Origin of the sequence: Cupriavidus lacunae (genome assembly GCF_003353055.1) — a bacterium.
GTDB classification, from domain to species: Bacteria; Pseudomonadota; Gammaproteobacteria; order Burkholderiales; family Burkholderiaceae; genus Cupriavidus; species Cupriavidus lacunae.
In genome coordinates this window covers 1-13,629 of sequence record NZ_QKWJ01000001.1, presented here as the reverse complement: position 1 = coordinate 13,629, position 13,629 = coordinate 1, and the positions used below count along the sequence as shown (strand labels likewise).

The 13,629-nt window shown below is 63.5% G+C and carries 11 protein-coding genes and 1 tRNA gene; 9 read left to right on the top strand and 3 right to left on the bottom strand.

Features of this window, described 5'->3' with window-relative positions; genetic code table 11:
• The first annotated feature begins 23 nt into the window (after positions 1-23).
• Together dxs and folE2 are read left to right on the top strand one after the other, a co-directional pair.
• A complete protein-coding gene (gene dxs / locus DN412_RS00060) occupies positions 24-1,940 on the top strand; it encodes a 1-deoxy-D-xylulose-5-phosphate synthase (RefSeq protein WP_115012655.1) in 1,917 nt (638 codons plus the stop codon).
• Positions 1,941-2,162: 222 nt separating this feature from the next.
• Positions 2,163-2,966, top strand: a complete 804-nt coding sequence (folE2, locus tag DN412_RS00055) for a GTP cyclohydrolase FolE2 (RefSeq protein WP_115012654.1) — start codon at positions 2,163-2,165, stop codon at positions 2,964-2,966.
• A gap of 60 nt (positions 2,967-3,026) precedes the next feature.
• Here folE2 and tsaD read toward each other — a convergent pair whose 3' ends face one another.
• Positions 3,027-4,061 carry a tRNA (adenosine(37)-N6)-threonylcarbamoyltransferase complex transferase subunit TsaD gene (tsaD, locus tag DN412_RS00050; RefSeq protein ID WP_115012653.1) on the bottom strand — a complete coding sequence of 345 codons (1,035 nt, stop codon included), beginning with the start codon at positions 4,059-4,061 and terminating at the stop codon, positions 3,027-3,029.
• 158 nt (positions 4,062-4,219) lie between these two features.
• Between tsaD and DN412_RS00045 the strand changes: the two genes are divergently transcribed.
• The 4 genes from DN412_RS00045 to dnaG all read left to right on the top strand — a co-directional run bounded on the left by DN412_RS00045 (position 4,220) and on the right by dnaG (position 8,426).
• Positions 4,220-5,485: a BaiN/RdsA family NAD(P)/FAD-dependent oxidoreductase gene (locus tag DN412_RS00045; RefSeq protein ID WP_115012652.1), complete on the top strand. Its 1,266-nt coding sequence runs from the start codon at positions 4,220-4,222 to the stop codon at positions 5,483-5,485.
• 137 nt (positions 5,486-5,622) lie between these two features.
• Positions 5,623-5,835, top strand: a complete 213-nt coding sequence (rpsU, locus tag DN412_RS00040) for a 30S ribosomal protein S21 (protein WP_078197273.1) — start codon at positions 5,623-5,625, stop codon at positions 5,833-5,835.
• 127 nt (positions 5,836-5,962) lie between these two features.
• On the top strand, positions 5,963-6,412 hold the full coding sequence (locus DN412_RS00035; protein WP_115012651.1) for a GatB/YqeY domain-containing protein: 450 nt from the start codon (positions 5,963-5,965) through the stop codon (positions 6,410-6,412).
• A 202-nt stretch (positions 6,413-6,614) separates the two neighbouring features.
• Positions 6,615-8,426, top strand: coding sequence for a DNA primase (gene dnaG / locus DN412_RS00030; protein ID WP_115012650.1), 1,812 nt, complete (start codon positions 6,615-6,617; stop codon positions 8,424-8,426).
• A 164-nt stretch (positions 8,427-8,590) separates the two neighbouring features.
• On the opposite strand, the gene DN412_RS43980 is transcribed toward dnaG, so the two are convergent.
• On the bottom strand, positions 8,591-8,938 hold the full coding sequence (locus DN412_RS43980) for a hypothetical protein (RefSeq protein WP_244222521.1): 348 nt from the start codon (positions 8,936-8,938) through the stop codon (positions 8,591-8,593).
• Between DN412_RS43980 and rpoD the strand changes: the two genes are divergently transcribed.
• Complete coding sequence (rpoD, locus tag DN412_RS00020; protein WP_115012649.1) at positions 8,928-11,204, top strand: RNA polymerase sigma factor RpoD; 2,277 nt, start codon at positions 8,928-8,930, stop codon at positions 11,202-11,204. The genes DN412_RS43980 and rpoD overlap by 11 nt on opposite strands.
• Before the next feature lie 126 nt (positions 11,205-11,330).
• Here rpoD and DN412_RS00015 read toward each other — a convergent pair whose 3' ends face one another.
• Positions 11,331-11,531, bottom strand: coding sequence for an IS4/Tn5 family transposase DNA-binding protein (locus DN412_RS00015; protein WP_244222520.1), 201 nt, complete (start codon positions 11,529-11,531; stop codon positions 11,331-11,333).
• A 614-nt stretch (positions 11,532-12,145) separates the two neighbouring features.
• Here DN412_RS00015 and DN412_RS00010 point away from each other — a divergent pair.
• Together DN412_RS00010 and DN412_RS00005 are read left to right on the top strand one after the other, a co-directional pair.
• Positions 12,146-12,222: transfer RNA gene (locus tag DN412_RS00010), tRNA-Ile, on the top strand.
• Positions 12,223-12,398: 176 nt separating this feature from the next.
• On the top strand, positions 12,399-13,629 hold a 1,231-nt coding region (locus tag DN412_RS00005), incomplete at its 3' end, for a reverse transcriptase/maturase family protein (protein WP_208647540.1).

Below are 13,629 nucleotides of genomic sequence, written 5' to 3'. Positions count from 1 at the left end.
AATTCGGCGGCCGAACGGACACCATGACCTACGCACTCCTCAACAAGATTGACGCCCCCGCAGACCTGCGCAAGCTCGACCGGCGCGAGCTTCAGACCCTGGCGGATGAACTGCGCGCCTATGTGCTGGAGTCGGTCTCGCAGACCGGCGGCCACCTGTCGTCCAACCTGGGCACGGTCGAGCTGACCATCGCGCTGCACTACGCCTTCCACACCCCGGACGACCGGCTGGTGTGGGATGTGGGCCACCAGAGCTATCCGCACAAGATCCTGACCGGGCGCCGCAAGCGCATGGGCACGCTGCGCCAGTGGGGCGGCATCTCGGGCTTCCCGCGCCGCAGCGAGAGCGAATACGACACCTTTGGCACCGCGCACTCGTCGACCTCGATCTCGGCCGCGCTGGGCATGGCCCTGGGCGCGCGCACGCTCGGGCAGCAGCGCGTCTCGGTGGCGGTGATCGGCGACGGCGCCATGACCGCGGGCATGGCCTTCGAGGCGCTGAACAACGCCGGCGTCTACAAGGACCTGCCGCTGGTGGTGGTGCTCAACGACAACGACATGTCGATCTCGCCGCCGGTGGGCGCGCTCAACCGCCACCTGGCGCGGCTGCTGAGCGGCCAGTTCTACGCGGCCACCAAGAAGGGCATCGAGAAAGTCCTGTCGGTGGCGCCGCCGGTGCTGGAGTTCGCCAAGCGCTTCGAGGAACATGCCAAGGGCATGATGGTGCCGGCCACGCTGTTCGAGGAATTCGGCTTCAACTACATCGGCCCGATCGACGGCCATGACCTGGGCTCGCTGGTGCCGACGCTGCAGAACATCCGCCAGCGCGCGCTGGAAGGCGCCGGCCCGCAGTTCCTGCACGTGGTCACCAAGAAAGGCCAGGGCTACAAGCTGGCCGAGGCCGACCCGATCCTGTACCACGGCCCCGGCAAGTTCAATCCGGCCGAGGGCATCCGCCCGGCCGCCAAGCCCGCCCGCAAGACCTATACGCAGGTGTTCGGCGACTGGCTGTGCGACATGGCCGCGGCCGACAAGCGCCTGGTCGGCATCACGCCGGCGATGCGCGAGGGCTCGGGCATGGTCGAGTTTGAGAAGCGCTTCCCGGACCGCTACTACGACGTGGGCATCGCCGAGCAGCACGCGGTGACCTTCGCCGGCGGCCTGGCCTGCGAGGGCCTGAAGCCGGTGGTGGCGATCTACTCGACCTTCCTGCAGCGCGGCTATGACCAGCTGATCCATGACGTGGCGTTGCAGAACCTGCCGGTGGTGTTCGCGCTGGACCGCGCCGGCCTGGTCGGCGCCGACGGTGCCACCCACGCGGGTGCCTACGATATCGCCTACCTGCGCTGCATCCCCAACATGATGGTGATGACGCCGTCCGACGAGAACGAGTGCCGCCAGCTGCTGAGCACCGCGTTCCACCAGGCCTGCCCGACTGCCGTGCGCTATCCGCGCGGCTCCGGCCCGGGCGCTGCCATTGCCGCCGAGCTCACCACCTTGCCGGTCGGCAAGGGCGTGGTGCGCCGCGAAGGCAGTGCGCGCGCGGGGCACCGCGTGGGCTTCCTGGCGTTCGGCTCGATGGTGCACCCGGCCCTGGGTGCCGCCGAGGCGCTGGACGCCACGGTTGCCGACATGCGCTTCGTCAAGCCGCTCGACGTGGAACTGGTCAAGCGCCTGGCCGCCGGGAACGACTACCTGGTGACGGTGGAAGAGGGCAGCGTGATGGGCGGCGCCGGCAGTGCCGTGCTGGAGGCGCTGGCCGAGGCCGGCATCGACAAACCGGTGCTGACGCTGGGCCTGCCCGACCGCTTCGTCGACCATGGCGACCCGGCCTACCTGCTGCAGCAATGCGGCCTGGATGCGGCCGGCATCGAGCGCTCGGTGCGCGAGCGCTTCGGGCTGGACCAGCCCAAGGTCACGGTCGCCTCGCGCGTGGCCTGATTACCTTCCACGCCCAGGGGGATTCGGGCCACCGCACCACGTGTGCGTCCGAATTCCCTTAAACTCCCTTTTTTTTATTGTGTTCGCAGCTGCGGGCCGGCTTGCCAGTGCCGGGTCCCGTGGTTTCACACTCGTTGCGCGGCATGGATGGACTGCGAAAATGCCGCGACCGTAAGGGCTTGTGCCGCCCCCCCATTGGCGCGACCCTGGAGGAAACCGTAGATGAATGACATCAATCCCGCCTTCGTCATGCCCGACGTCCAGTCGAGCCCCGACACCCGCCAGATCCCCATCCAGCGTGTCGGCGTCAAGGGCGTGCGTTACCCCGTGACCCTGAAGACCCCGACCGGCATCGTGCCGACCGTGGGCACCTTCAACCTGGACGTGCACCTGCCGGCGGACCAGAAGGGCACGCATATGTCGCGCTTCGTCGCGCTGCTGGAAGAAGAGCGCGCGCCGCTGGAGCTGGCCAGCTTCCGGCTGATGCTGGACAAGATGCTGGAAAAGCTGGAAGCCGAGGCCGGCCGCATCGAGGTCACTTTCCCGTACTTCATCAGCAAGATCGCGCCGGTGTCGGGCGTGGAGTCGCTGCTGGACTATGAGGTCACGCTGACCGGCGAAGTGCGCAACGGCGCCACGCGCGTGTTCCTGAAGGCGCTGGTGCCGGTAACCAGCCTGTGCCCGTGCTCGAAGAAGATCTCGCAATATGGCGCGCACAACCAGCGTTCGCATATCACCATGAACGTGGAACTGGCCGGCGAGCTGCCGGTGGAAGCGCTGGTGCGCATGGCCGAGGAAGAGGCTTCGTGCGAGCTGTGGGGCCTGCTCAAGCGCCCGGACGAGAAGTTCGTCACCGAGCGCGCCTACGAGAACCCCAAGTTCGTGGAAGACCTGGTGCGCGATATCGCCATGCGGCTGAACGCGGATGAGCGCATTGTGGCCTATGTGCTGGAAGCCGAGAACTTTGAGTCGATCCACAACCACAGCGCGTATGCGGTGATTGAGCGGGACAAGCGCGTCGACTGATCGGGTTGTCGCTGCCAGAAAAATAGCCACCGCATGCGGTGGCTATTTTTTTGCTCCGGTTCAGGCCGCCGAAGGCAGCCGGATATCCGCCAGGTCCCAGCGCGGCGTCACGCCGTAACCATACTCATGCCGCGCCAGTTCCGGCGCGGCCTGCAGCCGCATCGCCCCGGCAAACGCAATCATCGCGCCGTTGTCGGTGCAGAACGCCAGGTCCGGGTAATAGACCTCGAGCTTGCGCTGCCTGCCAAGCTGGTCCAGCCGCTCGCGCAGTTGCCGGTTGGCGCCCACGCCGCCGGCCACCACCAGCCGCTTGTGCCCGGTCTGCTTGAGCGCCGCCATCGACTTGGCGGCCAGCACGTCGACAATGGCATCGACAAAGGCGCGCGCCAGGTTGGCGCGGTCCTGCTCGCAGGTATTGGCGAGCTTGCGGGTTTGCGTCAGCACCGCGGTCTTCAGGCCGGCGAAGGAGAAATCCAGGTTGCCCGAATGCAGCATCGGCCGCGGCAACGCAAAGGCGCCGGGGATGCCGAACTCAGCCAGCCGCGACACTTCCGGGCCACCGGGATAGCCCAGGCCCAGCAGCTTGGCGGTCTTGTCGAAGGCTTCGCCGGCGGCGTCGTCCAGGGTCTCGCCGAGCAGCGCGTAGTCGCCGATGCCGCGCACTTCCATCAACTGCGTATGCCCGCCCGACACCAGCAGCGCCACGAACGGGAAGGGCGGCGGCTCGCGCGTCAGCAGCGGCGACAGCAGGTGGCCTTCCAGGTGGTGCACCCCCACCATCGGCACGTTCAGCGCAAAGCCCAGCGCATTGGCCACCGAGGCGCCGACCAGCAGCGCGCCGGCCAGGCCGGGACCCTGCGTGAAGGCAATGGCGTCGATGTCCTGGCGGGTGCGGCCGGCGTCGGCCAGCACCTGTTCCAGCAGCGGCAGCACGCGGCGGATATGGTCGCGCGACGCCAGTTCCGGCACCACGCCGCCGTAGTCGCGGTGCATGGCGATCTGCGAGTGCAGCGCATGCGCCAGCAGGCCGGCCCCGGTGTCATAGAGGGCGAGGCCGGTTTCGTCGCAGGAGGATTCGATGCCAAGGACAAGCATGGGAAAGTGCACAGGGCCGTCTCCGGTCAGGGAAACGGCTGTCGAAACAACAGGTTGCAGGAAGCGCGCAGGGTAGCACAGCGGCGCGCGGCGTGCTTTTCGCTACAATCTGCCCTTTCTCTGGCGGTGGCAATACACATGGATGCGCGAGGCTTGCAATGAGCGGGGCAACCCCGGCCCGGACGGGCCGGTACGACGTGGCCGTGCTGGGCGCGGGCGCGGCCGGCATGATGTGCGCCGCCGTGGCCGGCCAGAACGGCGCGCGCGTGCTGCTGATCGACCATGCCACCAAGCTGGCCGAGAAGATCCGCATCTCCGGCGGCGGGCGCTGCAACTTCACCAACCTGCAGGCCGGGCCCGCCAACTACCTGTCGTCCAATCCACACTTTTGTCGCTCGGCGCTGGCGCGCTACACGCCGCAGGATTTCCTGGGCCTGATGCGCCGCTATGGCATCGACTGGCACGAGAAGCATCGCGGCCAGCTGTTCTGCAACGACAGCGCCGAAGACGTGATCGCCATGCTGCGCGCCGAATGCGACGCGGGGCATGTGCGCTGGCAGACCGGCTGCACGGTGGCCGAGGTCCGGCGCGAGGGCGACGACTATCTGCTGCTCACCTCCACCGGCACGGTGCGGGCCGGGGCGCTGGTGGTGGCCACCGGCGGGCTGTCGATCCCCAAGATCGGCGCCACCGACTTTGGCTATCGCATCGCCCGGCAGTTCGGGCTGGGCATCATCGAGACCCGCCCGGCGCTGGTGCCGTTGACCTTCGATGGCAAGGACTGGGCGCCGTTCGCGCCGCTGGCGGGCGTGTCGCTGGAAGTGGATATCGCCACTGGCAGCGGCAAGGCGGCCGGCGCTTTCCGCGAAGACCTGCTGTGGACGCACCGCGGGCTGTCCGGCCCGGCCGTGCTGCAGATTTCCAGCTACTGGCGCCCCGGCACGCCGATTGCCATCGACCTGTTCGACGGCGAGGATGCCGTGGCGTGGCTGCTGGAGCAGAAGGCCGGCAGCCGCAAGCACCTGGGCAACTTGCTGGCGCAACGGCTGCCGGCACGGCTGGCCGATGCGTGGTGCGCGGCCTCGGGCGTGGATGCGACCATGCCGCTGCATGACGTGACCGACAAGGCCCTGCGCAAGCTGGGCGCCACGCTCAACGACTGGCGCATCGTGCCGTCGGGCACCGAGGGCTACCGCAAGGCCGAGGTCACGCTGGGCGGGGTCGATACGCGCGCACTGTCGTCGACGACGATGATGGCCCGCGAGGTGCCGGGCCTGTATTTCATTGGCGAGGTGGTGGACGTGACCGGCTGGCTGGGCGGCTACAACTTCCAGTGGGCCTGGGCCTCCGCGGTGGCGGCGGGGCAGGCCGTGGCCGAGGCTGCGCGCACTGCCTCGGCCGCACAATCGGTGGCCCAGGGGTAGCCACGAAGTTGATCGATAGGCAGTAATCGGCACTCTGAAGGTGTCCGTTGCACACCACTTCCCCGTTGGATTGTTGGTGCTACAATCCAAAACTTCGTAAAGCCGCTATCCCGAAAATATCTTCATTTTCTGGCCAAATGACTACGATCCGTCTCAAGGAAAACGAGCCTTTTGAAGTTGCCATGCGCCGTTTCAAGCGCACCATCGAGAAGAACGGGCTGCTCCCGGAGTTGCGGGCGCGCGAGTTTTACGAAAAGCCAACCGCCGCGCGCAAGCGCAAGAAGGCTGCCGCCGAAACGCGCCACTACAAGCGCATCCGCAGCCAGATGCTGCCGAAGAAGCTGTACTGACCCGGCGCTCCCGCTTGCCTCCGACCCGCTGTGGCGCAAGCTTCGGCGGGTTTTTGCGTTCCGGGCCTTGCAGCGGGCGGCTGTCGCCGCCATCTGTGAGTGTCCGCCCACTTTCTGGAAGATCACGATGTCCCTCAAAGCCCGTATCAGCGAAGACATGAAGACCGCCATGCGCGCCCGCGAAACGGAGCGCCTCGGCACCATCCGCCTGCTGCTGGCCGCCATCAAGCAGCGCGAAGTCGATGAGCGCGTGGAACTGGACGATACCGCCGTGCTGGCCGTGGTCGAAAAGCTGATCAAGCAGCGCAAGGACTCGATTTCGCAATTCCAGAAGGCCGGCCGCAATGACCTGGCCGACAAGGAACTGGCTGAAGTCGAGGTGCTGAAGGTCTACATGCCTGCAGCCCTGTCCGACGAAGAGGTCGCCGCCGAAGTGCAGCAGGCCGTTGCCGCCACCGGCGCCGCCGGTCCGCAGGACATGGGCAAGGTCATGGGCGTGCTCAAGGGCAAGCTGGCCGGCCGTGCTGACATGACCGCCGTATCGGCCCTGGTCAAGGCCGCGCTTGCAGCAAAGTAAGCACTGATTTAATCAATTGTAAGTGGGATGAACGCCGAACTGATGTCGTTCGGCGTAGTTGCACGGAGATACGAAGCAGTCCGGGCGGCCTTATCTCGCTGCACTACAATATTCCGATAGCAGCCGGGCGCCGCACCGGTCACGCATTCCTAGAAAAATGCCGCCCGCCGCGGGACGGCCAAGCCTCAGGACGGTCAGTCGGGTGATTCCGCAATCCTTTATTCAGGACCTGCTCAACCGTGTCGACATTGTCGATGTGGTGGGCAAGTATGTGCAGCTGAAGAAGGGCGGCGCCAATTTCATGGGGCTGTGCCCCTTCCATAACGAGAAATCCCCGTCGTTCACGGTATCGCCGACCAAGCAGTTCTACCACTGCTTCGGCTGTGGCGCCCACGGCTCGGCCATCGGCTTTCTGATGGAGTTTTCCGGCCAGTCGTACCCCGAGGCGGTGCGCGAGCTGGCCCAGTCGGTCGGCATGACCGTGCCGGAAGAGCGCGACCGGCTGCCGCCCGGCCAGCGCGCGGAGCAGCAGGCGCGCACTGTGGCGCTGTCCGACGTCATGACGCGTGCGACCGATTTCTACCGCCGACAGTTGCGCGGCGCCCCGCAGGCCATCCAGTACCTGAAAGGCCGCGGGCTGACCGGTGAGATCGCCGGCCAGTTCGGCCTGGGCTATGCGCCCGACGACTGGCAGGGCCTGGAAGCGGTGTTCGGTGGCTACCGTGACGACAACGTGGCGGCACCCCTGGTCGAAGCCGGCCTGCTGATCGAAAGCGACAAGCGCGATGCCGACGGCAAGCCACGCCGCTACGACCGCTTCCGCGACCGCATCATGTTCCCCATCCGCAACACCAAGGGGGCCGTGATCGGCTTCGGCGGGCGCGTGATGGGGCAGGGCGAGCCCAAATACCTGAACTCGCCCGAGACCCCGCTGTTCAGCAAGGGCACGGAGCTGTACGGGCTGTTCGAGGCCCGCCATGCGATCCGGGAAACCGGCTACGTGCTGGTGGTCGAAGGGTATATGGACGTCGTGGCGCTGGCCCAGCTCGGTTTTGCCAATGCCGTCGCCACCCTGGGCACGGCGTGCACCCCCGTGCACGTGCAGAAGCTGCTGCGCCAGACCGACGCGGTGGTGTTCTCGTTCGACGGTGACTCGGCCGGGCGCCGCGCGGCCAGACGGGCGCTGGAGGCCTGCCTGCCGCACGTGGCGGACAACAAGACCATCCGCTTCCTGTTCCTGCCCGCCGAGCACGATCCGGACAGCTATGTGCGCGAAGAGGGCACCGAGGCCTTTGCCACCCAGGTGCGCAACGCCATGCCCCTGTCGCGCTTCCTGCTGCAGTCGGTCACCGAGGACCTGGACCTGCGCCAGCCCGAGGGCCGCGCCCGGGCCCAGTACGAGGCCAAGCCGCTGCTGCAGGCCATGCCCGCGGGCGGCCTGCGGCTACAGATTGTGCGTGAACTTGCCGATGCCACGGGTACGACACCCGCGGAGATCGAAGCCATCTGCGGCCTGCGCAGCGACCCGGCCCGTGTCGGCCGTTTCGCCCAGCCGCGCCCGCGCACGCGCCGCCAGGCCCCGACCGGCCTTGAGCAGCGGGTGATCCAGTTGCTGATGTGCTACCCGGCGCTGTCGGCGCGCCTCGACGAGGATGCGCGCGCACTGCTGCTGGATGGCGAGAGTGGGGACAGTGAAGTGCTGGCGCACCTGGTCTCGGTGTGTGACAGCGTGGAGGGCGAAGTCAATTTCGCGGCCTTCAGCGAGCACCTGGCCCAGTCGCCGTACACCGAGGTGTATGCCGTGGCGCGCACGGCGGTGCTGCGCGAAGAGATCGAAGAAGCACCCGCAATCCAGGATTTCGATGCGGCCATCACCAAGCTGCTGGCCGAGCCGCTGCGGCGTGAACTCGACGGCCTGCAGGCGGAAGTGGTGGCCGGCACGGCCGATGAAGCGGGCAAGCAGCGCATGCGCTGGCTGGTGGGAGAAATCCACCGGCGGCGCCAACTTGGCTGAGGTGACTGTGGGTGCCCTGGCATCAACCAGGAGGCAGCAGTAGGAGGCAGCAGTAAGCGTTGGATAAGCGTTGGATCAGGGACTGGGCCCGGCCTCGCCGAGCTTAAGCCTTGATTTTTCAGGTGAAAACCTCACCTGACAGGGAGCCGGCTATGCGTGACGTGCTACAATAGCCGGTTTGGATTGCGAAATCTCTCTCCAGTTCTGGTGAAAGTGAGCGTGCCAATGGCAAAGGCCAAAGCAACCGAAAGGGTTACCTCCAATGCTCCCCAATCAGGGAGCGGCAAGGCGTCTGTGAAAACAACGGCGGCGAAGACATCGACCGCGTCAGTCAGGACACCAGCCCGGTCTGCGCCATCAAAGTCCGAGCGTAGCGCGCAAGCGCCCGCCGAGACGACTCCCACCAGGACCCGCACATCCGAAAAGACAAAGGCCTCGACTTCGGCACGCGAGAGCGGCAAGAGCGCCAGTACGAGCGGCAAGGTCGCCGCATCTGCACCAGTGAAAGGCAAGAGTATCACCGTGGCGAAACAGCAGAATACCGAAGTCGAGAGCAAGCGAGCGGCAGCCGCCGGCGCCAAGAGTGGGGAGGCCAAGGCTGGCACCGCCACGACGGCAACCAAGGCGCGTGCCGCGACACCTGCATCCGTTGCATCCGAGCGTCCCGCTGCGCCGGCAATCAAGCCGGAGCCGAAAAAGCGTGGCCGCAAGCCCAAGGCCGAGATGCAGCACGACGACAGCACAACAGACGACGTGACTGAAGAGTTTTACGAGAACGATACGCGCGCGGCGGCAACGCCTGCCGCGGCGCCGAAGACCGAAAAGCAGAAAGCCAAGGACCGCAAGGCCAAGGAAAAGGCCCTGCTCAAGGAGTTCGCCTCGACCCAGCAGGGCACTGAGGAAGAGCTTGAACTGCGTCGCCAGAAACTCAAGGCGCTGATCAAGCTGGGCAAGTCGCGCGGCTACCTGACCTATGCGGAAATCAACGATCACCTGCCGGACGACATGGTCGATTCGGAAACGATCGACACGCTGGTCGCGACGCTGAATGACATCGGTATCGCCGTCTATGAACAGGCGCCGGATGCCGAGACGCTGCTGCTCAACGACAACGCCCCGTCCGCCACCAGCGAGGAAGAAGCCGAGGAAGAGGCCGAAGCGGCCCTGTCCACGGTGGACTCCGAGTTCGGCCGCACCACCGACCCGGTGCGCATGTACATGCGCGAGATGGGCACGGTCGAGCTGCTCACGCGCGAAGGCGAAATCGAGATCGCCAAGCGCATCGAAGCCGGCCTGAAGGACATGGTGATGGCGATTTCGGCTTGCCCGGTCACCATCTCCGAGATTCTGGCCCATGCCGAGCGCGTGGCCAACGACGAGATCAAGATCGACGAATTCGTCGACGGCCTGATCGACCCGAACGCCGAGGAAGTGGCCGAGTCCCCGGCCGCGGCCGCCGCGCCCGCCGCTGAAGAAGACCTCGAGTCCGACGACGAAGAAGACGCCGACGAGGACGAGGATGATGAAGGCGGCGCCGGTGCCGGTGCCTCCGCGCGCCAGCTTGAAGAACTGAAGCAGAACGCGCTGGAGAAATTCCGCGTGATCGCCGAGCAGTTTGACAAGATGCGCCGTGCGTTCGAGAAGGAAGGCTACAAGTCCAAGCCTTACGTCAAGGCGCAGGAAGCTATCCAGGCCGAACTGATGGGCATCCGTTTCACCGCCCGCAACGTCGAGCGCCTGTGCGACACGCTGCGCGGCCAGGTGGACGAAGTGCGCAAGCTCGAGCGTGCCATCCTGAACACCATCGTGGACAAGTGCGGCATGCCGCGCGCGGATTTCGTTGCCCGCTTCCCGGGCAACGAGACCAACCTCGAGTGGGTTCACACCGTGATCGCCGATGGCAAGGCGTACAGCACCATCGTCGAGCGCAACGTGCCGGCCGTGCATGAGCTGCAGCAGAAGCTGATCGACCTGCAGTCGCGCGTGGTGCTGCCGCTGAAGGAACTGAAGGACGTCAACCGCAAGATGGCCGAAGGCGAGCGGCGCGCCCGCGAAGCCAAGCGCGAGATGACCGAGGCCAACCTGCGCCTGGTGATCTCGATCGCCAAGAAGTACACCAACCGCGGCCTGCAGTTCCTCGACCTGATCCAGGAAGGCAACATCGGCCTGATGAAGGCGGTGGACAAGTTCGAATATCGCCGCGGCTACAAGTTCTCGACCTACGCCACGTGGTGGATCCGCCAGGCCATCACGCGCTCGATCGCCGACCAGGCGCGCACCATCCGTATCCCGGTGCACATGATCGAGACGATCAACAAGATGAACCGCATCTCGCGCCAGATCCTGCAGGAAACCGGCAATGAGCCGGATCCGGCAACGCTGGCCGAGAAGATGGAGATGCCGGAAGACAAGATCCGCAAGATCATGAAGATCGCCAAAGAGCCGATCTCCATGGAAACGCCGATCGGTGACGACGACGACTCTCATCTGGGCGACTTCATCGAGGACACCAACACGCTGGCCCCGGCCGAAGCGGCACTGCACGGCTCCATGCGCGACGTCGTCAAGGACGTGCTGGACTCGCTCACGCCGCGCGAAGCCAAGGTGCTGCGCATGCGCTTCGGCATCGAAATGAGCACCGACCACACGCTGGAAGAGGTCGGCAAGCAGTTCGACGTCACGCGTGAACGGATCCGCCAGATCGAGGCCAAGGCACTGCGCAAGCTGCGCCACCCGAGCCGCTCGGACAAGCTGAAGAGCTTCCTGGAAGGCAACTAAACGCTTCCAAGGGCCTCTAGCTCATGCCTGGTTAGAGCAGCGGACTCATAAGTGCGCCATGGATAGGGCGCACTCTCGTTGTGGTAGTAGTACACCCCACTGAAGCATCGTGGGTAAAACAGTGGCTTACCGCAGTGGAAACACTGCGGGATACCTAATGGGGAAACCTTGAGGGGACAGCAGCATGCCGANTGCGCCGGGGATGCTCGCCGTGGGCAGGGCCGCAAACCGCTTGAGCAATTCCTTGGCGCGCCGATCCCGCCGCGGATCACCAAGATCCAGACTCTCAAATTCCTCGTCCACCCATGCCCCCGACTCGTTGCTCATTGCTGCGCGAAAATTCGAGAGTAAACGCGAGTCTGGCGAAGTTAACAACCCCTTACCTCGAAATTTCGCAGCCTCAGGCTACATGCTCGGCTGCCGAGGCGGTCCTACTTCTGTATAAGGGAATGCACTGAAGCATCGTGGGTAAAACAGTGGCTTACCGCAGTGGAAACACTGCGGGATACCTAATGGGGAAACCTTGAGGGGACAGCAGCATGCCGAGAAAAGGCAGGTGAGAGCTAATATGCAAGCTCGATAGGTCTGCCAGTTAGGCCAGTCATGGTGAAGGCTGTATTGCCAGAAGCCAAATCCGATCGGGGTATCACGATAACCGTTGGACACGCATATTTACGTCCACCTCGGCGTATGTGGAGAGCGATTATGAATACTTCCCAAGCTTCTTCGCCGGCCGACGCCCAAGTAGGGATGAAAAGGATGAGTTGGACACCTAAAACTGGAGCGCGAGAGTGTGTTAACCATGGGATTGCCTAAGGGGAGCAATCCCTAGAAGCGTGGGTTGAGACATGCAACCTATGCAGGAATGACGAAGCTGTGGCAACATAGTGGACCATTCCGGCAACGGACTATTCGGTAGTACCCGTTGTGGCAGAAATGTTGGGCCTTTAGCTCAGTCGGTTAGAGCAGAGAACTCATAATTCTTTGGTCGCAGGTTCGAGCCCTGCAAGGCCCACCAAAAAAATATGCCCCATACAGCCCCGGTAACGCGGGACAAGGGGAAGCGAAGATGCAAGGATGTACTCTAGAAGTGAAAGGTTTACTCGGATGAGTAGTTCTGACCTAGAGCGACTAGAGACACTACGTAGATTAAACGCCAAACCTGGTTGGGTCAACGGTAACCTATATAGGCTAATGTACAAACGCGACCTCTTTGTCGTGGCGTACGAAAAGCTGAAAAGCGTTCCCGGAAACATGACGCCAGGGGCCGACGGAACCACGTTAGATGAGTTCTCCCTGAGGACCATTGAGAATACCGTCGCACAGATGAGGGACGAATCGTTCCAATTCTCGCGCGCACGACGTGTCCACATCCCGAAGGCAAACGGAAAAACTCGTCCGCTAGGAATCGCCCCACCACGAGACAAAATCGTACAAGAGGTCATGAGAATGATCCTCGAAGCAGTTTACGACAGCCCTCATGGAAGCAGTTTCAGAGACGACAGTCATGGCTTCAGGCCCAATCGCGGCTGCCACACGGCGCTAAAGTCTATCCGCAACACTTGGAGCGGAGTAACATGGATCATTGAGGGCGATGTCAAAGCCGCTTTCGATTGTATTGACCATGACATTCTGATCAGCATCCTCCGTCGCCGTATCAAGGACGAGAGATTTATCAATTTGATCAGAAAAGCACTGACGGCCGGATACTACGAGTTCAAAAGACCCGTGGAAAGCGTCGTCGGTACACCTCAGGGGTCCATTGTCTCCCCTATCCTGTGTAATATCTTCTTGCACGAACTCGATGAGTTTGTTGCAGGTTTGATTAGAACATATGAGAAGGGAGACAAGAAACGGACCACGACCGAGTACAACTACCGTCAGAAGCAGATTGAGAAGGTGCGTTCGAAACTGAATGCTCCTACACATAAAGCCGAAGAACGGAAGGAACTGCTCAGGGAATTGAAGGCGCTGCTTCTCACTCAGAAACGGTCAAGCCCCACAAGGGATGACGGGTCCTTTATTCGAGTGAAGTACGTGCGGTATGCCGACGATTGGTGTGTGGGAATCAATGGTCCTAAACATCTAGCCGTGCAAATTCGTGATGAGGTTAAATCCTTCATGGCGGAGAAACTCGGGCTAACTCTTAGTATGGAGAAAACCCACATTAGGCACGCCAAGGATGAAGAAGCCTTCTTCTTGGGTACCCGAATCAAAGTGGGCGCTGATGCTCAGAAAGTAGTTCGCATAACCGACAAAAACGGCCGCAGCTACCAAAAGAGAGTCACTGGATGGTTACCCCAGATGTTTGCCCCATGCGACAAGCTGGTGGCAAGACTAAACTCCAGAGGATTCTGCGACAACAGCGGTAACCCAATCGCCAAAAGCGCATGGATCGCCCTCGATGACGACCAAATCGTATCGA